The organism is Sphingopyxis sp. (assembly GCF_050725655.1).
In the GTDB taxonomy this organism is placed as follows: domain Bacteria; phylum Pseudomonadota; class Alphaproteobacteria; order Sphingomonadales; family Sphingomonadaceae; genus Sphingopyxis.
Map to the genome: position 1 here is coordinate 57,059 of NZ_JBOHHT010000026.1, position 19,964 is coordinate 77,022.

Here is a 19,964-nt window from a genome sequence, read left to right on the forward strand (position 1 = left end):
GCTCGCCGAGCGAGCGCATACCCCTCACCCAGCTACGACTAGCCAGCAAGCTGGCAGGTCTGCGCAACCCTCTCCCGCAAGGGGAGAGGGGATGTCGTTTGTCAGTCATGCCAGCTTGCCCCGTCGCGCTCGATCAGCGCGATCGACGAACTCGGTCCCCAGCTTCCGGCCGTGTAGTTCTGCGGGGCCATATCGACCTCGGCCCAGGCATCGCGGATCGAATCGATCCACTGCCACTGCGCCTCGACCTCGTCGCGGCGGACGAACAAGGTCTGGTCGCCTTCGATGAAATCGAGCAGCAGGCGTTCGTATGCGATCCGGCGACGCTCGCCGGCAAAGCTGTGCGAGAGCGAAACGTCCATTGTCACCTCTTTCAGCTTCACGCCGTCGCGGTCGAGGCCGGGCTGCTTGGCCATCACCTTGACCCGGATATTTTCCTCGGGCTGCAGGTTGATGATCATGCTGTTCGCGTCGAGCTTGCCCGCGCCAACGCGCGCGAAGATGTTGTGCGGCACGGGCTTGAACTGGATCAGCACTTCGGACTTGCGCTCGGGCATCCTTTTGCCGGTGCGCAGGTAAAAGGGCACGCCCTTCCAGCGCCAATTGTCGATATAGGCTTTGAGCGCGACAAAGGTTTCGGTGTTTGACGGATTGCCGAGTTCATCGGCATAGCCCGCGACCGCGCCGCCATTCACCGCGCCGCTGGTATATTGCCCCTTCACGCTGTGCGCCTTCACGTCGGCGGCCGTCATCTTGCGCAAGCTGCGCAGAAGCTTGACCTTCTCGTCGCGCACCGCGGTCGACGACACGCTCGACGGCGGCTCCATCGCGATGATCGCGAGCAGCTGGAGCATATGGTTCTGGACCATGTCCTTCAGCGCGCCGACGCCGTCATAATAGGAGACGCGGCCTTCGAGCCCGACGGTCTCGGCGACGGTGATCTGGACATGGTCGATCGCCTGCGCGTTCCACAACGGTTCGAACAGCATGTTGGCAAAGCGCAGCGCGAGCAGGTTCTGGACCGTTTCCTTGCCGAGATAATGGTCGATGCGGAACACGCGGTCCTCGGCAAAGGCATCGCCGACTTGCGCATTGACGTCGCGCGACGAGGCGAGGTCGTGGCCGATCGGCTTTTCCATCGCGATGCGACATTCGGTGCAGGCGATACCCGCGGCGTTGAGCCCCTGCGCGATCGGCCCGAACATCGACGGCGGGGTCGAGAGGTAGACGCCGATCGGGCGCTGCATCCGGTCGCCGAGCAAGGCCGCGAGTTCATCGTAACCCGTGCCCGCGCCGGCATCGATCGCGCAATAATCGATCCGGGCGAGGAAGGCGGCGACGCCAGCCTCTTCGATACGGTCTGCGGGCAGATGCTCGGTCAGCGCATCGCGGACTTGCTGCCCGAACGCCGCGCGGTCCATCTTCGAACGCCCCGATCCGATAATCGTCAGCGCGTCGGCGAGCAGCCCGTCGAGGTGGAGATTGTAGAGCGAGGGAAAGAGCATGCGCTGCGCCAGGTCGCCCGTCGCGCCGAACAGCACCAATGTTTCGACTTTCACGCTCACGATCGTCCCCTTGGATAACATAAAAGGAATTGGGCGATACACGAAGCGAATGCAACGCGCATACGTAGGCCGCATACGATGTCGGCTATTGGCAAATCCGACAGCGCTGCCATAGGGATGCACCATGCCCGATAGCGCGCAATCCTATGATGTCATCGTCGTCGGCGGCGGGGTCAATGGCGCCGGGGTCGCACGCGATGCCGCCGGACGCGGCGCACGCGTGCTGCTGCTCGAAGCGGGCGATCTCGCGCAAGGCACGTCGTCGAAATCGACCAAGCTGATCCACGGCGGGCTGCGTTACCTCGAACATTATGAATTCCGGCTCGTCCGCGAAGCGCTGAAGGAACGCGAGGTGCTGTGGGGCATCGCGCCGCATATCATCCGCCCGCTTCGCTTTGTCCTGCCGCATCGGCCGGGGCTGCGTCCGCGCTGGCTGCTGCGGCTCGGCCTCTTCCTCTACGACCATATCGGCGGCCGCAAGAAACTGCCCGCGACGCGTTCGATCGATCTGCGCCGTCACGCGGCAGGCGGACCGCTCCAGCCGCAATATGTGCACGGCTTCGAATATTCGGACGGCTGGGCCGACGACGCGCGGCTGGTCGCGCTCAACGCGCGCGACGCCGCCGATCGCGGCGCCCGCGTCCGCACGCGCACGCGCGCCGAAATGCTGCGCTGCGAGGATGGCCTGTGGGTGGTCGACGCGAGCGACGATCAGGGCCACCAATATCGCTTCTCCGGCCGCAGTATCGTCAATGCCGCGGGGCCCGCGGTGCTTGACCTTCTCAAACGCGCCGACGCCGAACCCGACCATCAGATGCGGCTGGTGCGCGGATCGCACATCGTCGTGCGGAAGATCTTCGACCACGACTATGCCTATTTCTTCCAGCTTCCCGACGGGCGCATCTTCTTCGCCATTCCCTATGAGCGCGACTTCACGCTGATCGGAACGACCGATCAGGATCATGACGGGCCGGCGAGCGAGGCGAAGGCGAGCGACGAAGAAATCGCCTATCTGTGCGAAGGCGCCAGCCTCTATTTCCGCGCGCCCATCACCCCTGCCGATGTCGTCTGGACCTATTCGGGCGTGCGGCCGTTGATCGAGGACGGATCGGGCCGCCCCGAAGCCGCGACGCGCGGCTATCGTATCGACCTCGACCTCGCGGAAGGCGCGCCGCTGCTCACCATCTATGGCGGCAAGATCACAAGCTATCGCCATGTCGCCGAGGCCGCGGTCGATGAACTTGTCGATCATGTTCCGGCGCTGTCGACCAAGCATTGGACCGCAAAGGCGTCGCTTCCCGGCGGCAACTTCCCGACGAACGGCGTGGCGGCGCTCAAGGCCGAATATAGGCTCGCCTACCCCTTCCTGACCGCCGCGACGGTCGACCGCATCGCCCGGGCCTATGGCACCGACGCGCGCGTCTGGCTTGGCAAGGCCGAGGATTGGGAAGCCCTCGGCGGCGAGATCGCGCATGGGCTCAGCGCCGCGGAGGTCGAGTGGATGGTCACGCGCGAATGGGCGCGCACGACCGAAGATATCTTGTGGCGGCGGAGCAAGCTGGGACTGCACTTCAGCGACGATGAGGTCGCGAAGCTCGCCGCCTGGCTCGACGCGAAGCGCCCTGCCGCTCAGCCCGCCTGATCAGACTTCGTGACGCTTATACAGCGGCGATCGCCAAAGCGTCCGCACCGGCAGCGAAATGCGATTGCCCCTGCTGCGGCGATCCGGCAGATCCATGGCCCGCCCGCGCATCCGTGGACCGTTGCCGAACTCGCGAAGAAGGCGGCACTGTCGCGTTCGGCCTTTTTCGACCGTTTCGCCCGCACGCAGGGCGTGCCGCCGATGGAATATCTGCAAGGCTGGCGGATGAGTCTGGCCAAAGACCTGCTGCGCCGCCGCGAAGGCAAGCTCGACGAGATCGCCGAACGGGTCGGCTATGGATCGGCGAGCGCGTTCAGCACCGCCTTTGCCCGCCATGTCGGGGTGCCGCCGAAGCGCTATGCGATGGCCGCCCCGATGCCCTGGCCCTAGTCGGCGCCGAATTGTTCGGCGAGTTTGGCGCGCCGCACCTTCCAGGTTTCGGCGAGTATCGGCACGTCGCGGAGCGCGCGCAGGTCCGCCGGACGATCCTTTGCCTCGCCGCCAATCAACAGGCCAAACAGCGAGGACAGCGGCCATTCGGGATAGGGCCGCTCGACGAGGTCGAGCGTGTCGCCCGCCTGAACCTGCCCCGTCTCGAGCACGCGGTAATACCAGCCCGTCCGCCGCGTCTTCACGACCTGCGCCATCACGCCCCTGGCCCCGAAGCGATGATCGAGCTTCCAGCACGGCTGGCGCGCCTGCGTCACTTCGACGAGCGCGGTGCCGAGGCGGAAGCGATCGCCGAGAAAGACATTCCGCTCGTCGAGCCCGGCTGTCGAGATATTCTCTCCGAACGCACCCGGCGCATCGAGCAGCGGCATCTCGCCCAGATACCCCCGCCACCAGTCATAATGGTCGGCGGGGTAATGGTGGATCGCCTTGTCGATGCCGCCATGCACCGTCCGGTCGGCCTGCTCGTCACCGACAAGCCCCATCGCGCCGACAGCAACCACATCCGCCACCGGCAGCTTGCCGATGGCGCTCGGTTCATCGTCGCCGCGAAAGGGGCGGACATTGCCAAGGAGGACGGCGAGAATTTCGGCGTTCATGACCGCGATTGCATAAGCTCCGCCGCCGAAATGGCAATCGTCACGCTTGGGCGAGCGCCGGAGACTTTTGCGTGCGCGATGCGAGCACGATCGCGAGTCCAGCGACCGCCATCGCCGCGCCTGCAATCGAGACCGCCGGAAAACCAGAGCCGAGGCCGATCACGCCGCCGTCGACCGCAGCGCCAACCGCATTACCGAGGTTGAGCGCCCCGATGTTGACAGCCGAACCGGTCTGGCCCTTCCGCGACGGCGAGCGCGAATTCGCGCTGCCCGTGTTCGTCGACTTCCTCGGCGAACGGCTCGGCCGTGCCGGCTGAGACAGGCGAGCGCGAATGCGTTACGGTGCGATCATGAATCAGGAAATGATCGACCTTCCGGTCCGGCGACTGGGGCTTGGCGAGCCCGGCGACGCGGAACTGACCCGCGGCGTTCCGGTCGAGGCGCCGGTTTCCGTCGAGGTCGGCGGCATCGGCTATGCGGTGATGATGGCAACGCCCGCCGACCTCGAAGATTACGCCGTCGGCTTTGCGCTTGGCGAGGGCCTGGTCGAAACGGCCGAGCAGATCGGGCGAATCGACGCGCACCCGATCGAGGGCGGCTGGGCACTGCGTATCTGGTTGCCGCCCGAGCGCAACGTGCTCGCGCTCGAACGCGCGCGCAAGCGCGTGAGCGAGAGCAGCTGCGGGCTGTGCGGGATCGAGAATATCGAGCAGGTGCTGCGGCCTCTTCCGCCGGTGACCGCGCGCATCGGGACCGATCGTGACGCCGTTGCGGCGGCGCTCGCGGCGCTGCACGATCATCAGCCGCTCGGCCGCGCAACGGGTGCGGTTCACGCCGCCGCCTTCTGCTCGCCCGCCGGCGACATCCTGCTCGCGCGCGAGGATGTCGGGCGACACAATGCACTCGACAAGCTGATCGGGGCGCTGGCGCGTGCCGATATGTCTCCCGCCACCGGCTTTATCCTGCTGTCGGCGCGGTGCAGTTATGAACTCGTCGAAAAGACGGTGCTCGCGGGTTGTCCGATGCTCGTCACCATCTCGGCGCCGACGAGCCTTGCCGCGACACGCGCGGTGCAGGCGGGGCTGACGCTCGTGACGCTGGCGCGCGCGGATTCTGCGCTGGTTGTCAGCGATCCGCATGGGATGATTGCATGAGGACGCTCGGCGCCGTGCTCGCGGGCGGGCGGTCGAGCCGGTTCGGGTCGGACAAGGCGCTGGCGATGCTGGGTGGGCGGACATTGCTCGACCATGCGTCGGCGGCGCTGCGTCCGCATTGCGATGCGGTGGTCGTTGTCGGCAGGGACGAGATCGCCGATTGGCCGCGCCCCGGCATGGGCCCGCTCGGCGGAATTGCGGGGGCGTTTATCCATGCGGCGGATCAGGGCTTCGATCAGGTGCTGACGGCGCCGGTCGATTGTCTCCGTTTGCCCGATGACCTTCGCACGCTGCTCGAACCGTCGCCCGCCTTTATCGAGACGCAGCCGGTGATTGGTCTCTGGCCGGTTGCCTCGGTCGATGATCTGCGGGCCATCCTCGAGGACGGACGCGACCTTGCGGTCCGGGCCTATGCCCGCCGGATCGGCGCACGGGCGGTCTTCAGCGATTTCGTGCCGCCGAACATCAACAGCGTCGCCGACCTCGAGCGTCTGACGGGTTTATGATCCGCCGATGGCGTTCACCGTGAACGCCAAAATGCCCATGTTGAAGATAAACGCTGCCATGCAGTGGCCGAGCACGACGCGCCGCATATGCGCGCCCGATATTGTGACGTCCGAGGTCTGGAAGGTCATGCCGAGCGTGAAGGCGAAATAGAGGAAGTCCCAGTAACCGGGCTCGTGTACCCCGGGCACCTCGATCCCGCGCTGATCGCGGCCGTCCTTTTGCAGATAATAGAGATGCGCGTAGTGGAGCGTGAACACGATGTTCGCGAACAGCCACGCGAGCGCGAGCGTCGCGATGATCAGGATGACGTCGCAGCGACCAAGCTTGCCCGGGCTCGCGATCAGCGTGCCCACCGCGAACAGGATGACGAGAGACAGCAGCACGGTGATGGCGAGCAGGCCCACACGGTTTGCGTCATTAAATTCGGCGCGGCGGCGCATCTGATCGGCGTCGGCGCTCAGCAGCGGCATCACGGTGCAAAGAAAGACGAAGGCGGCGAGGTCGAAGCCGATCAGGAAGGCGGTGCGCGGATCGATGCCCGATGCGAGCGCCGCTCCCATCGCCGCGACCAGCACGAACGGAAAGATCAGAAAACGGACGGGCGCGATATGTTTGCCGACGGGCATCGGCGGCGTCAGTCCGCAGCCCTGACGACGCGCACGGGGATCGATTTTGCCGCCGGGCAGCCGCTGGTCTTGTCGTAATAGGCGAGCGGCAGCAGCGGGTTGAGCTCGGGATAATAGCCCGCCACCGATCCGCGCGACATCGGATAGTCGAGGATCGTCAGCCCCCCTACCCGGCGCGCGATGCCGTCGACGCTGATCGTTTCGAGTGCCACCTTCGTTCCCGCTTCCAGCCCGCGCGCCGCAATATCGTCGGCATTCATAAACAGGACCATGCGGTCGTTATACACGCCGCGATAGCGGTCATTATAGCTGTAGATCGTCGTGTTGAACTGGTCGTGCGAGCGGACAGTCGCAAGCCGCAGCATGTCGGGATCGTCGACCGCCGTATTGACGGCAAGCCCCGGCAGGATGAGGAAATTGGCCTTGCCGTTCGGCGTCGCCCACGCGCGGCGGCGCGGGAGGATGTCGAGGTGGAAGCCCATCGGCGCCTTGATGCGCTCCGAAAAACCGTCGTAGAGCGCGGGGTAGACTGCGGCGATCTTGTCGCGGATCAGGCTATAATCGTCGATATAGCGCGCCCAGCCGGTCTTGCTGTGCGGCAGCGTCGCCATCGCCACGCGGCAGACGATCTCGGTCTCGGGCATCAGATCGTCGCTGGCGGGTTCGAGCACGCCGCGCGATGCCGTCACGTTCGACATCGAATCCTCGATCGTGACGAACTGCTCGCCCGCCGCGGTTTCGATGCGTTCGGAGCGCGCGACGACGGGCAGGATCAGCGCGTCACGGCCGTGCACCAGATGCCCGCGGTTGAGCTTGGTCGCGATGCCGACAGTGAGCTCCAGTTTGCGCATCGCGTCATAGGCGCGGTCGGTGTCGGGGACCGCGCGGACGAAATTGCCGCCAAGGCCGATGAAGACCTTTGCGGTGCCGGCCAGCATCGCCTCGACCGATTCGACCGAATGATGGCCCTCTTCGCGCGGCGGTTCGAAACCGAAGACATCGCGAACCTTGTCGAGATAGGCTTGGCTCGGCTTTTCATCGATGCCGACCGTGCGGTCGCCCTGCACGTTCGAATGGCCGCGGATCGGCGAGATGCCCGCCCCAGGCTTGCCGTAATTGCCCTTGAGCAGCAGGATATTCGCGATCTGCTGGACCAGCTGCGACCCCTGCTGGTGCTGGGTCACCCCCATGCCGTAACAGATGATCGTCGCGTTCGATCGGATATAGATTTCGGCGCAGCGCCGTATCTGGGCTTCGTCGACCCCCGAGGCGGCGGCAAGGTCAGGCCATATCTGCGCCTCGATATCGGCCTTCAGTTCGGTAAACCCCGATGTATGTTCGGCGATGAAGTCGTGATCGAGCACCGTCTCGCCCGCCGCCTCGCGCTCGAACATCACCTTCATCATGCCCTTCAAGAGCGCGAGGTCGCCGCCGATCTTGATATGTACGAATTCGCTGCTGATCTCGGTCGAGCCGAAGGTCGCCATCTGGACGATGTCCTGCGGTTCGGTGAAGCGGACGAGCGCGCGTTCGGGCATCGGATTGACCGCGACGATCGGGACGCCGCGTTTGCGCGCCTCGACCAGCGGGGTCATCATCCGCGGCGCGTTGGTCCCCGCGTTGTGGCCGATCAGGAAAATCGCCTCGGCATGCTCGAAATCATCGAGGATCACTGTGCCCTTGCCGACCCCGATCGAATGCGGCAGCCCGCGGCTCGTCGGCTCGTGACACATGTTCGAACAGTCGGGGAAATTGTTGGTCCCAAATTCACGCACGAAGATCGAATAGAGGAAGGCCGTCTCGTTCGCGGTGCGGCCCGAGGTGTAGAATTCGGCCTCGTGCGGGCTGGCGAGTGCGCGGAGATGCGCGCCGATCAACGCAAAGGCATCGCCCCAGCTCACCGGCACATAATGGTCGCTCGCGGCGTCGTAACGCATCGGCTCGGTCAGCCGCCCCTGCATTTCCAGCCAATAGTCCGACTGCTCCATCAGGTCGGACACGCTGTGCTGCGCAAAAAATTCGCGCGTGACGCGGAATTTCGTCGCCTCATGCGCGAGCGCCTTGGCGCCATTTTCGCAGAATTCGAGTTTCTTGGTGCAGCTCGCGTCGGGAAAGGCGCAGCTCGGGCATTTGAAGCCGCCTGGCTGGTTCATCGACAGGAGCGCACGCGACCCCTTCGTGACGACGCTTTGTTCGAGCAGCACCTTTGCGGTGGCGGCGGCCGCGCCCCAACCACCGGCGGGACTGTTGTAGGATTTGTAACGAGGTTTATCTTCAGCCATCGCCGCCCAATTAAAGCATAACGACCCCGGCATATCCATCGCTCTTTGGTATATCGATGGAGGATGTCGACAACATAGACGTGATCGACTTCATGGACGCGCTGCGGATCGAGCGCGCGACGCTCGCCGGGTTCGACTGGGGCGCCCGCACCGCCGATATCGTCGCGGCGATCTGGCCGAAGCGGACGACCGCGCTGGTCGCGGTCAGCGGCTATCTGGTGTCCGGGCAGGAAGCGGGTAAGGCACCGCTGCCGCCCGAGGCCGAACTGCAATGGTGGTATCAATTCTATTTCGCGACCGAGCGCGGGCGCGCCGGCTACGACAAGAACCGCAAGGACTTCAACCGGCTTATCTGGAAGCTCGCCTCGCCCAAATGGAATTTCGACGAAGCGACCTATGCACAGAGCGCCGCGTCGTTCGACAATCCCGACCATGTCGACATCGTGATCCACAATTATCGCTGGCGACTCGGGCTCGCCCAGGGCGAGGCGCGATACGCCGACCTCGACCGCCAGATCGCCGCAGCGCCGGCGATCGGCGTCCCGACGATCACGATGGAAGGCGACGCGAACGGTGCCCCGCACCCGCAGCCCGCCGCCTATCGCGCCAAATTCACCGGGCGCTACGAGCATCGCGACATCGGCGGCGGCATCGGGCACAACCTGCCGCAGGAGGCGCCGGCGGCGTTCGCGCAGGCGGTGCTGGACGTCGGCCACGGTTGAGCGGGACCAGACGCTGAAGCTCAACCTCAGATAATCGCGAAAACGCTGTATACCGGCCCCTCCGGCAGGCGGTGGCCGATGCCGACCGCGAGGATGCGGTTCAGCCATTCGTAGCGCGGATCCGACGTCGCGAAGCGCGGCAGGATACGGAAATAATAGTCGGCGGGACCGAGCGTGGCAAAGGCTTCGCTAAAATCACCCATGGTCCTGCTCCATTGCGGCGGTCAGTTCAGCGGCCAGCACCATGACGATACCGGCGGCCGGCATGGCGCGGGCTAGCGGTGCGCCCTGCCCTGCCCATTGCGCGCCAAAACCATATTCGCCGCGCGCCTTGGCGGCAGCATTGAGCGCCTTCCCGAGGTCATAGGCGATGGGATAGTCGGGGATGACGGCAGGCGCGATGTCGGCATCGAGCGCGGCGAAGTTGTTCGCCAATATCCGCGCCGGACGCCCCGACACCGCCCGCACCATCGCCGTTCGATGCGCCGCCTCGCTGGCGAGCGCAGCCCGGTATCCCGCGTCGGCGAGGCTCTCGTCGCTCGCGAGAAAGGCGGTGCCGAGCTGCGCCGCCGCGGCGCCGAGCTTCAGCGCCGCGGCGATACCCGCGCCGTCCATGATGCCGCCCGCCGCAATCACCGGCAGGTCGACCGCGCCGACAAGCTGGCGAACCAGCGCCGCCGTGCCGAGCCGGTCGTCGGGCGCGTCGGGGTCGAAGACGCCGCGATGCCCGCCCGCTTCCCACCCTTGCGCGACGACCGCGTCGACGCCGGCAGCCGCGACGGCCCGCGCCTCGGCCAGATTGGTTGCCGAGGCGAGCAGGACGATACCGGCATCGCGCAGCGCACCGATCGCGTCCGCCGGCGGCATGCCGAAGTGGAAGCTCACGGCCGCGGGCCGTTCGGCAACCAGCATGTGCAGCATCGCATCGTCGGTCACGAAGCTCTGGTAAATTTCGGAAAGATGATCGGGCGGCGCAGCGCCATATTGCGCGAAGAGGTCGCGGAACCTGTCGATCCACGCACTTTCGACGCTGTCATTTGTCGCCGCCGGGCGATGGCAGAAGAGATTGACGTTGAAGGGCCGCCCCGTCCGTTCGCGTACCGCAGCGATCATCGCCTGCGCGCCGCCCGCGTCGGTCGCGCCGACGCCGATCGAACCGAGTGCGCCGGCTTCGCTGACCGCGGCGGCCATGGCGGGCGATGAGACACCCGCCATCGGTGCCTGGATGATCGGCAATTCGATGCCGAGCAGCTGGGTCAGATAGCGGGTGGTCATGGTCGTCTCCTGGGGTCGAAAGGGTCAGCCAGCGGCGGCGGCGAGCTTCTTGCGATATTCCGCAACCGGCATACCGCCCCAGCCCCAATCTTCCATCTCGACTTCCTGGAAAACGACCCATGTCCATTCAGGCGGTTTTCCGAGCACATCGAAAAGCACCTGGCTGATCCCCTGATAGATCGCGGCCTTTTGCTCGGCGGTCACATGGTCGACACCGGGCTCGGTGCCTTCCTTCGTGACCTGGACAGTTACCATCGGCATGATCTTTCTCCTTGGCTGGGTGGATTAGTGACCGGCCGACTGGCCGCCGTCGACGTGCAGGATCTCGCCCGTCACGAATTGCGCATTCTCCAGATAGAGGACCGCGTCGACGATGTCCGACGTCTCGCCCATATGCCCGACCGGATGCAACGCCGAAAGGAACGCGTGCGTTTCTTCGGAATGCATCGGCGTCTTGATGATGCCGGGCGAGACGGCGTTCACGCGAATGCCGCGCTTGGCATATTCGATCGCGAGGCTCCGCGTCGCGGCGTTGATCCCGCCCTTGGTCAGCGAAGCGAGCACCGACGGCACGTTCGAATTGGCATGATCGACAAGGCTCGTCGTGATGCTCACGACATGACCGCGCCCCTGCTTTTCCATCGCTGCGACCGCGGCCTGCGTGATGTGGAAGAAGCCGGCCAGATTGGTGGAGATGTTCGCGTCATATTGCTCGGCGGTAAAGTCCGTGAACGGGCTTGCGGTGAAGATGCCCGCGTTGTTGACCAGCGTGTCGAGGCGCCCGAAGCGTGCGAGCGCCTCGGCGATCACGCGCGGGCCGGTGGCGGGGTCGCCGATGTCGCCGGCGATCGCGAGAACGTCGGGATTGGCGGGCGGCTTGATCGAACGCGAGGTCGCGACGACGCGGTAGCCGCGGTCGAGATAGGCGCCGACAAGGGCAGCGCCGATACCCTGCGATGCGCCGGTGATGACGGCGACTTTCTGTGCATTGCTCATGATATTGGACCTTTGCTTGCGTGAAGACGGGTCGAGGCGGGCTCGCCCGTACGGCGCGCCATGCGCCGACAGGAGCAAGTTAGGTCGCGCGGCATATGATGATAATCCGCCCTATGTGGCAGGCATTATGCCGAATATCGGGATAACGACGCGACTAGAGCTCGCGAGCGTCGATCGCCAGCCGCGCGAAGGCGGCGCGAAGCCGCGGCGCCGCGAAATCGGCGAAGGCGCGCACTTTTGGCACTGCCATGCGGCCGCCGGGGGCGAGCAGATGCACCGGCTGCGGCGCCGGTTCGGCGGCGGCGAGCAGGATTTGAAGCGATCCCTCCTTTACCTCGCGCGCGACATGGTAGGAATAGACGCGCGTCAGCCCGCGCCCCGCGACCGCCGACCCGACCGCGGCGCGTACCGTGTTGACGACGAGCCGCGGCGTGAAATGGACGGTTCGCGTCTGCGCGCCGGTGCCGAACGCCCAGGACTCGATCCCGAAATGCGTCAGCGAGACGATCTGGTGCCCGGCGAGATCGCCAGGCTCCTCGATCGGCGGATGCGCGCCGAGGTAGCGCGGCGAGGCGACGATCACGCGCCGCACACCGTCGCCAACGCGCGTCGCGACCAGCGAGGAGTCTGGAAGCTGGCCGACCCGAAGCGCCATATCGACACCCTCGTCGACCAGATGGACCGACCGGTCGACCAGCAGCAGGCGCGCCGACACCAGCGGATAGGCATCCAGAAATTCGTCGAGGACCGGGCGCAATATTTCCTCGCCACTGATCGGCGGGGCCGACAGCGTCAGCATGCCACGCGGCGCCGACCGCTCGCCGCCCGCGAGCAGGTCCGCCTCCTCCAGTTCGGCGAGGATGCGGCGGCACGAGGCGGCATAATGCCGCCCCGCTTCGCTCAGCCGGATGCTGCGCGTCGTGCGGTGGAGTAACTCCACGCCGATCTGCGCCTCGAGCGAGGCGATCGCGCGGCTGACTGCGGTCGGCGAGCGGCGCAGGCGCCGCGCGGCGCCGGCGAGGCTGCCCTCGTCGACCGCCGCCACAAAAATTTTCATCGCGTCGATGCGATCCATGGCCCGCCCGCAAGGTTTGAGTGACGAGGGTCATGCTAGGCCAGCCGGACGGGCGGGTCGAGTGCCGCGCGGCCTGTCAGCCGGGCGCTTCAATGGTCGGCCTACAAAGGGAAATGGCGTGCCCGGCATGAATATCACGGGCATTCAAATCATTGGGGAATTTCAGTCCCTTTACCTGCCTGAACCGGAATTCGGCGCTATTGCGGCACGCCTGCCAGCAAGGCCGTGCGAAGCCGGTCAATCGCGGCATCATCCAGGCCAAGCCCCTCGCGAACATAGCGATCGAACGAGCCATAGCGTTTATCGACTTCGGCAAAGGCCGCCTCGATATAGGCGGCGCGGACGGTCAATACCGGCTCGAGATTTTCCCGCGCTATCGGCGTCGGCAATGCACCGAGCGTGGCCATCGTGGCCTCGTTTTTGGCGCGCAAATAGTCGTTGCTTGCAAGATAATCGGCCATCACCGTTTCGCGCGGCACGCCGAGCAGAGTCAGTATCACCGCGCTGGCCCAGCCCGTGCGGTCCTTGCCCGCGGTACAGTGATACAGCGTCGGTCCGGCGCCCTCTGCGCCGATGCGGGAGAGCAGCGTGCGATACGCGCTGCGCGCGCTGTTCAACGAGACGAAATCGCGGTTCGCCTCGGTCAGCATCTCCGCGCCCTTGCCCGCCGCGATCGTCGCTATCGCCTGACGCATATCGCCGCCAACGCTGCCCTTGCTGTCCGCGACGACGTCGAGCATGAGATGCTCGGCGCCGGCGGGCACACGATCGGGTTCATGGCTGCGTTCGCTTGCGGTGCGCAGGTCGGCGACGAGCGCGAGGCCAAGATCGCCCATCGCGCCGAGGTCGCTATCGCTCAGCCGGTCGAGCTGATCCGAACGATAGAGCATCCCCATCTTCACCCAGCGGCCGTCGGCCGTGCGGTAGCCGCCGATGTCGCGCAAATTGGGTATCGTCTTGAGGTGAAGCCCGCGGTCCGCGATGACCAGCGGCGCGCCCCGATCGGGAACGAGCGCAAAAAACCAGCGCTTGCCGGGGGCAAGACCGGAAACCCGGAGGCTGCCCGTCGCGTCACCCTGCCCCACCGGCTTCGTCCGATCGCTCACCGCGGAATCGGTGCCCGCATAAACTGTAACCTGACCCGCGCCCGGCGCAGACCAATTAATCGTTCCATCCGCCGATACGGTGGCGGAGGTGAAGGGAATGACAGCCGGCTGTTCGGCAACCGCGCTGGCAACTGGCCGCTGGTCGACCGTCGCACATGCCTGCAGAGTCAGGACCAATGTGCCTGCAAGGGCAGCCCGCCACATCGGGTGATCGCGATTCCTCATCTTCAGGCTCCTTCCTGCGCTCAGCCGCGCTGCGACGAGATATTGCCACCGTCGACGACCAGTTCGGCGGCGGTGATATAGCTCGCTTCGTTCGAGAGCAGGAAGCGGACGACGCGTCCGATCTCCTCGGGCACGCCGATGCGTTCGAGCAGGATCCGCTTTTCGAAAAAGCCCTCGGGCAAATTGTCGACCGCGGGCTTCATCATCGGCGTCATGATCTGGCCGGGCGATACCGAATTGATCCGGATATTGTCGCGCGCCAGCCGATCGGCGAGCGAGCGGACGAGCGAGAGCATGCCGCCCTTGGCCGCGCTGTAGATCGGGTTGACCGCGTTGCCGAGCGTCGCATTGATCGAGGTGATCGCGACCACCGCCGAACCCGGATTGGCTGTAAAGTCGCCATGGAGCCTCTGCGTCAGCAGTGCGAGCGGGCGCAGATGCGTGTTGATGCCCGCGGCCCAGCTTTCGGGCGTGATCCCTTCCAGCGAGGCGGTGTCGACGATGCCTGCGGCGTGGACGAGCCCGCCCAGCGCGCCGAGCGCATCGCGGCTAGCTGCGATCGCGGCCGGATAGGCGTCCAGATCGGTAAGATCGACGCCGATTCCGATGGCCTTTGCGCCGAATTCCTGCGCGATCGTCGCAGCCTCGGCCTCGGCCTTGCCGACATTAATATCCCAGAGCGCGACCGCCCGGCCAACCGCAGCCAGCGCGCGCGCCGAGGCGAGCCCGATCCCGGACGCCCCCCCGGTGACGATGACAGCAGTCCCGGGTACGCCGAGCGCGGGCGAAAGATCAGTGAAATTCATTGCGAGACACACTCCATATGCGGACCATCTTCAATTCCCGGGTGCCGGCGTCCGCGTCAACGAACCTTGACGACCGGTGACGGTCCCTGCTTTCCGAAAAAACCGTCGAGCTTCAAATTGCTGACACGCGGCGCGCCGCCGGCGACCGAAACCCACATGACGTGATCGACGACCGCGGGATCGTCGATCGCACCGCCGGGCATTCCACCCGTCGTGCCGAGTTGGACATAGTCATGCCCCCCGCGCGCCTCATAGGCATATTTGTGGTGATGCCCCGCGAGCACGGTATGCGGCCGATCCTTCAGCAACCCCTCGATCTCGCTAAAGGCGGGCGAATTCACCTTCCATGCGGGACGGTGCATCAGCACGAAGGTCCAGCGGACCTTCGGATTTTTCGCCAGCGCGTCGCGCACCATCTTCACCTGATCCGCGCTGAACGCGACATTCTCCGAATCACTGATCTTGCCCGCCAGCTCGGCCAGCTTCGGATCGCTCGCAAACAGCGCCTCGGCCTTTGCGGGATCGCCCTGGAGCGCCTCGAACACCGTCTTCATCGCCTCGCCGCCATATTGCTGAAACAGCTTCATGCGCGCGATCTTGGGCTGGGGCGGGTCCTCGGTATTGAGCACGAGGAACAGCGCGCGCTTGTAGGTGAAGCTGTAATAATCGGCGCCCAGACGCTTGCGCCATTCGGTCCGCTGCACCTCGTTGGTCAGGTCGTGATTGCCCGGCACATAGAAGAAGGGGACGCTGAGCCGGTCGATCGCGGCGTTGACCTCGTCCCATTCCGCGCCGAGCTGCGCCCGATCCTCGGTATTGCCTTCGATCAGGTCACCGATGTTGATAACGAAATCGGGGCGCAACGCCTCGACCTTGTCCATCGCATCCTCGAACACCCCGGGGCGGTGCTTGCCGGTGCGATCGCCGATGACGACGAAGCGGAACTCATCGGCGCCGCCCGCGAAATCCTTTTGCGTGCGTGCGACGTCGGGCGTGCCCGCGCGAAAATCCTTCGCCCCCTGCCCGATGGCGACACCGGACAGGGACAGGGCGAGCACGCCGCCGAGCGTCAGGGCAGCATATCTCATCGCGAATCCCCTTAGAATTCGACGCTGAGATCGACGCCATAGGTGCGCGGTTCGCCAAACAGCGCGCCGGGGCGGCCGATGTTGAACTGCGTGACGTAATATTCCTTGTCGGTGAGGTTGCGACCCCACAGACCGACGCGAAGGCCGTCCACGCCCGGAATATCGGCCAGCGTCAGCCGTGCGTTGAGCAGCCCGTAGTCGCCGACAATGAATTTGCCGCTCGAGATGCTCGAGCTGACGAACTTGTCGCTCTGCATCGTGTAATTCACATTGGTCGAAAATGTACCGACCGGCGTCGGCGGCAGATCGTAGTTGAGGTCCAGCCCCAGCGAGTGTTTCGGCGCGTTGGAGAAGCGGAAATTGGCCGAGATGTCGGCACCCGTTGCATCGACAACCTCATCATATTGCGCATCGAGATAGCCGTAGTTGATCGTGAAACGCAGCTCGCGAACGGGCGCGAGCGTCAGATCGGCCTCGATGCCTTTCACCGTCGCCTTGCCCGCGTTGAGCACGTCGGTGATCCGGACGTTGGTCGGATCGGACTGCACGTTGATCTGGATGTCCTTGTACTTCGACTGGAAAGCCGCGACGTTGAAGCGCAGCTTGTTGTCGAGGAACTGGCTTTTCATGCCGAGTTCGTAGGACCAGAGCGTTTCCGAATCGAAACCCTGGTTGAAGCGCGGGATCGAGCTGGCGCGGGTATTGTATCCGCCGGACTTATAGCCCTTCACCACCTTGCCATAGACGTTCACATTTTCGGCAACGTCATAAGCCAGAATGACGCTGGGGCTGAAATCCTTGAACTTGCGGCTGCCGTCGCCAACGCCGGGCACGGGCACGATCGGGCCTTCATTAACCTGGGTCGCGCGCGCGAGCGTCGCTTCGCGCTTGTCCCAGCTCTGGCGCGCGCCGATCGTCAGGTGAAAGCGCCGGTCGAGCCATTCTGGGGAGTAGGTCGCCTGCCCGAATACCGCCCAGGACTCGTTCTCGATCGTGGTGGTCGTGAAGCTGCGCGTCCGCGTCGGCGGGCTGAAGCTGTTGCTGAAATTGTCGCCTTCTTCGGAGAACCAATAGCCGCCGACAACATATTCGAGCTGGCGATCCAGCGCGTCGCCGACAAACTGAAGCTCCTGGCTCCACTGATCCTGCGTGGCGCGGCTGCTGTTCTTCTGCAGCGGCGTCGGGCCGAGCACGCCCGTCAGATAATCCTGATTCTGGAAGTTATCGAGCTTGCGATACCCCGTGATCGAGCGGACGGTGAGCGAGTCGGTGGCGTTCCACTCACCGATCAGGCTGTGCCCCTGCGAAGTCACGTCGTTGGCCAGCAGATCGCGGACCAGCGGGCTGCCAGCGGTCGGGCGCGGAATAGTCAGCGGATGCAGCGGCGAGAAGGCGACAAAGATCGGGGTGTCCGCAATTTCCGAACGGTCATAGCTGTAGCGCAGGCTGAACGCATCGTCGGGTTGCCACAGCACATCGGCGCGCATCGCCTGGCGATCCTTGTCGCCCCAGCGCTTCACGCCGGTGCCGGGGTTCTTCACAAATCCGTCCTGCTGGATGTTCGCATAGGAAAAGCGCGCCGCGAGCGTGCTGCCGATCGGCACATTGACCGCGGCCTTGATACGGCGATTGTCGTAGTTGCCGAGTGTCACCTGCCCCTTGAAGCCGAAATCGCCGAGTTCGGGCTTTTTGGTGATGAAGTTGATCGCACCGCCCGTCGCGTTGCGGCCATAAAGCGTGCCCTGCGGGCCGCGCAGCACCTCGACGCGCTCAAGCTCGGCGACTTCGAGCGCCTGCCCCTGGCTGCGCGCGACATAGACGCCGTCCATATAGACGGCGACGCCCGCATCCTGCGTGATCTGGTCGTCGCTCAGGCCGACGCCGCGCATGAATATCTGCGTGGTCGCGGCGCTGTTGGGGTGCGGGGTAAGCTGAAGGTTGGGGACGTTGGCGCGCAGATCGGTGAGCCCCGTGATACCCTTGGTCTCCAGATCGGTAGCGGTGAAGGCGGCGATGGAGATCGGGGTGTCCTGAAGCGACTCGGCGCGCTTCTGTGCCGTGACGACGATTTCATCAAGACCGGCGGCCTGATCGGGTGCGGCCCCGGTATTTTGCGCCAGCGCCGGATGCGCCGTGGTCACTGCGAGCATGCAAAACAGCAGGCGGGCCTGCGGCCCGGAAATCTTCTTCATCGTCTTCCCCTCCATGGAACATTCGGGCGAGCGTTCGCCTCGTTTCGCGATTCTACCTTCGTGTAGGTAGATTTCTACCGTCATGAAGGTAGATTGCAAGCGCGATTTGATTCCGCCAAAAGGGGGGCGCCCGACAGGCGCCGATATGGAAGGTTTTCGAGCATTGAATGTGAAGCCCATCAGACATGCGCGCGGCGAGGCGACGCGCCAGGCAATCCTCGACGCGGCCGAGACGGTTTTCGCCGAAGTCGGCTTCACCACGGCACGGCTCGAAGACGTCGCCGCCGCGGTCGGAATCCGCCGCCCGTCGATCGTCTATTATTTCTCCAACAAGCAGGAGCTGTATGACGCGGTCGAGGAGGACATCTTCGCCTCGATGCACGGCGAAGCACTCACCCGCATCGCGCAGCACGACAAGCCGATCGACAAGTTGCTCGCGCTGTTCGACGGGTGGCTCGACTTCCTCGTCGCGCGGCCGTCCGCAGCGCGGATCATTCAGCGCCTCGTCGCCGACGTCTCACCGCGCCGCGGCGACCCCACGCAATTCTCGAACATATTGCTGCGCGATGTCGAGATCGTGGTGAACGAGGGTGTGGCCGTCGGCGACTTTCGCCCGCTGCCGCCGATGCATGTCGTCAACGCGGTGGGGTCGAGCTCGCTCTTCTATGTGTGCAATAGCAAACAGCTCGGTTCGAACCGCAGCTATGACGCCGCCGACCCCGCGGAACTCGAAAGCTTCCGCGCGCTGCTCCATTTGCTTACCCGCGCTGCCGTTGCGCCGGAGCGGCCCGGCTAGCGGCCGCCACCCACGCTTCAATCGGCTTGCGCGCTTCAATCGGCTTGCGCGAGGCCAAGAAAGATCGGCCGCTCGCCGCCGCCGTGCACAGCGATCTTCGCGCCGCTGACATAAGCAGCATCGGGCGATGCGAGGAAGCTGACGACACCTGCAATATCGGGCCCGCGCGCCATCCGGCCGAGCGGGAGCATCGCGTCGATACGTTTCATCCCCGCCTCGCCGCCATAATGGTCGGCCGCGGCCTCGGTGGCGACCAGCCCGACGATGATCGCATTCACGCGCACCTTAGGTCCCCATTCCATCGCGAGCGATTCGGTGAGGCTGAGCAGCCCCGCCTTGGCCGCGCCATAGACCGCGGTGCCGGGCGAAGGCCGCGCGCCCGAAACGCTGGCGATGTTGACGATGCTGCCGCCGTCCTCCTGCACCTGCATGACGCGGTTGGCGGCCTGCGCGACATGGAGCGGTGCGAGCAGATTGAGCGCGACGACGCGTTCGGAAAAGCGCGGCGATGCCGAAGCCGCATCGGCCTCGGGTGATCCGCCGGCATTGTTCACGGCGAGGTCGAGCCGGCCGTGGCGTTCAAAAATGCGGTCGATCATCGCGTTGACGTCGTCCGCCGACCGCACGTCGCACGCCTCGAACTCGGCCGCCGCGTCATGGTAGCGCGGCAGGTCGTCGGGGGCATTGCGGCCGCAGATCACGACGCGCATCCCCTTTTCCAGCAGCCGCTCCGCGATCGCGCGGCCGATACCGCGGCTGCCGCCGGTCACGAGCGCCACGCGCTGTTTCTCGTCCGCCATATCCATCTCCGTTTCTCGTCCGCCTCTCTCCTATCGGGCGGCGTGAAAGTCTCTCTCC

General features: G+C 65.1%; 20 protein-coding genes. 6 read left to right on the forward strand and 14 right to left on the reverse strand.

Annotated elements, in window-relative coordinates:
* Positions 1–101: 101 nt before the first annotated feature.
* A complete protein-coding gene (zwf, locus tag ACREBX_RS03160; RefSeq protein WP_431560301.1) occupies positions 102–1,586 on the reverse strand; it encodes a glucose-6-phosphate dehydrogenase in 1,485 nt (494 codons plus the stop codon).
* A gap of 103 nt (positions 1,587–1,689) precedes the next feature.
* Between zwf and glpD the strand changes: the two genes are divergently transcribed.
* Together glpD and ACREBX_RS03170 are read left to right on the forward strand one after the other, a co-directional pair.
* Positions 1,690–3,207, forward strand: coding sequence for a glycerol-3-phosphate dehydrogenase (gene glpD, locus ACREBX_RS03165; protein WP_431560302.1), 1,518 nt, complete (start codon positions 1,690–1,692; stop codon positions 3,205–3,207).
* Positions 3,208–3,216: 9 nt separating this feature from the next.
* The gene (locus tag ACREBX_RS03170) at positions 3,217–3,597 is read left to right on the forward strand and encodes a helix-turn-helix transcriptional regulator (RefSeq protein WP_431560303.1); all 381 of its coding nucleotides are present in this window, start codon (positions 3,217–3,219) and stop codon (positions 3,595–3,597) included.
* Here ACREBX_RS03170 and ACREBX_RS03175 read toward each other — a convergent pair.
* Positions 3,594–4,256, reverse strand: a complete 663-nt coding sequence (locus ACREBX_RS03175) for an MOSC domain-containing protein (protein ID WP_431560304.1) — start codon at positions 4,254–4,256, stop codon at positions 3,594–3,596. The genes ACREBX_RS03170 and ACREBX_RS03175 overlap by 4 nt on opposite strands.
* 332 nt (positions 4,257–4,588) lie before the next feature.
* Between ACREBX_RS03175 and fdhD the strand changes: the two genes are divergently transcribed.
* A complete protein-coding gene (gene fdhD, locus ACREBX_RS03180; protein WP_431560305.1) occupies positions 4,589–5,410 on the forward strand; it encodes a formate dehydrogenase accessory sulfurtransferase FdhD in 822 nt (273 codons plus the stop codon).
* Positions 5,407–5,916, forward strand: coding sequence for a molybdenum cofactor guanylyltransferase (gene mobA / locus ACREBX_RS03185; RefSeq protein ID WP_431560306.1), 510 nt, complete (start codon positions 5,407–5,409; stop codon positions 5,914–5,916). Before fdhD ends, mobA begins: the two co-directional genes overlap by 4 nt.
* Here mobA and ACREBX_RS03190 read toward each other — a convergent pair.
* Positions 5,911–6,543 (reverse strand): DUF1345 domain-containing protein, encoded by a 633-nt coding sequence (locus tag ACREBX_RS03190; protein ID WP_431560307.1) that lies wholly within the window; start codon positions 6,541–6,543, stop codon positions 5,911–5,913. The two genes, mobA and ACREBX_RS03190, sit on opposite strands and share 6 nt — an antisense overlap.
* An 8-nt stretch (positions 6,544–6,551) precedes the next feature.
* On the reverse strand, positions 6,552–8,825 hold the full coding sequence (locus tag ACREBX_RS03195; protein WP_431560308.1) for an FdhF/YdeP family oxidoreductase: 2,274 nt from the start codon (positions 8,823–8,825) through the stop codon (positions 6,552–6,554).
* A gap of 56 nt (positions 8,826–8,881) precedes the next feature.
* Here ACREBX_RS03195 and ACREBX_RS03200 point away from each other — a divergent pair, with 56 nt between their 5' ends.
* Entirely contained in the window at positions 8,882–9,547 is a 666-nt protein-coding gene (locus ACREBX_RS03200; protein ID WP_431560309.1) for an alpha/beta fold hydrolase, read from the forward strand.
* Between the two features lie 26 nt (positions 9,548–9,573).
* Here ACREBX_RS03200 and ACREBX_RS03205 read toward each other — a convergent pair whose 3' ends face one another.
* The 9 genes from ACREBX_RS03205 to ACREBX_RS03245 all read right to left on the reverse strand — a co-directional run bounded on the left by ACREBX_RS03205 (position 9,574) and on the right by ACREBX_RS03245 (position 18,310).
* Positions 9,574–9,750 (reverse strand): DUF3237 family protein, encoded by a 177-nt coding sequence (locus ACREBX_RS03205; RefSeq protein WP_431560310.1) that lies wholly within the window; start codon positions 9,748–9,750, stop codon positions 9,574–9,576.
* Positions 9,743–10,822: an NAD(P)H-dependent flavin oxidoreductase gene (locus ACREBX_RS03210; RefSeq protein WP_431560311.1), complete on the reverse strand. Its 1,080-nt coding sequence runs from the start codon at positions 10,820–10,822 to the stop codon at positions 9,743–9,745. Before ACREBX_RS03210 ends, ACREBX_RS03205 begins: the two co-directional genes overlap by 8 nt.
* A 24-nt stretch (positions 10,823–10,846) precedes the next feature.
* Positions 10,847–11,083, reverse strand: a complete 237-nt coding sequence (locus ACREBX_RS03215) for a tautomerase family protein (RefSeq protein WP_431560312.1) — start codon at positions 11,081–11,083, stop codon at positions 10,847–10,849.
* Between the two features lie 24 nt (positions 11,084–11,107).
* Positions 11,108–11,818: an SDR family NAD(P)-dependent oxidoreductase gene (locus tag ACREBX_RS03220; RefSeq protein ID WP_431560313.1), complete on the reverse strand. Its 711-nt coding sequence runs from the start codon at positions 11,816–11,818 to the stop codon at positions 11,108–11,110.
* 154 nt (positions 11,819–11,972) lie between these two features.
* Positions 11,973–12,875 carry a LysR family transcriptional regulator gene (locus ACREBX_RS03225; RefSeq protein WP_431560314.1) on the reverse strand — a complete coding sequence of 301 codons (903 nt, stop codon included), beginning with the start codon at positions 12,873–12,875 and terminating at the stop codon, positions 11,973–11,975.
* Between the two features lie 215 nt (positions 12,876–13,090).
* Positions 13,091–14,224 carry a tyrosine-protein phosphatase gene (locus tag ACREBX_RS03230; protein ID WP_431560315.1) on the reverse strand — a complete coding sequence of 378 codons (1,134 nt, stop codon included), beginning with the start codon at positions 14,222–14,224 and terminating at the stop codon, positions 13,091–13,093.
* A gap of 20 nt (positions 14,225–14,244) precedes the next feature.
* On the reverse strand, positions 14,245–15,030 hold the full coding sequence (locus tag ACREBX_RS03235) for an SDR family NAD(P)-dependent oxidoreductase (protein WP_431560316.1): 786 nt from the start codon (positions 15,028–15,030) through the stop codon (positions 14,245–14,247).
* Positions 15,031–15,086: 56 nt separating this feature from the next.
* Positions 15,087–16,118: a metallophosphoesterase family protein gene (locus ACREBX_RS03240; protein WP_431560317.1), complete on the reverse strand. Its 1,032-nt coding sequence runs from the start codon at positions 16,116–16,118 to the stop codon at positions 15,087–15,089.
* Positions 16,119–16,129: 11 nt separating this feature from the next.
* On the reverse strand, positions 16,130–18,310 hold the full coding sequence (locus tag ACREBX_RS03245; protein ID WP_431560318.1) for a TonB-dependent receptor: 2,181 nt from the start codon (positions 18,308–18,310) through the stop codon (positions 16,130–16,132).
* 169 nt (positions 18,311–18,479) lie between these two features.
* On the opposite strand from ACREBX_RS03245, the gene ACREBX_RS03250 reads away from it, so the two are divergent.
* Complete coding sequence (locus ACREBX_RS03250; RefSeq protein ID WP_431560319.1) at positions 18,480–19,106, forward strand: TetR/AcrR family transcriptional regulator; 627 nt, start codon at positions 18,480–18,482, stop codon at positions 19,104–19,106.
* Between the two features lie 35 nt (positions 19,107–19,141).
* On the opposite strand, the gene ACREBX_RS03255 is transcribed toward ACREBX_RS03250, so the two are convergent.
* Complete coding sequence (locus ACREBX_RS03255; protein WP_431560320.1) at positions 19,142–19,906, reverse strand: SDR family oxidoreductase; 765 nt, start codon at positions 19,904–19,906, stop codon at positions 19,142–19,144.
* Between the last annotated feature and the right edge of the window lie 58 nt (positions 19,907–19,964).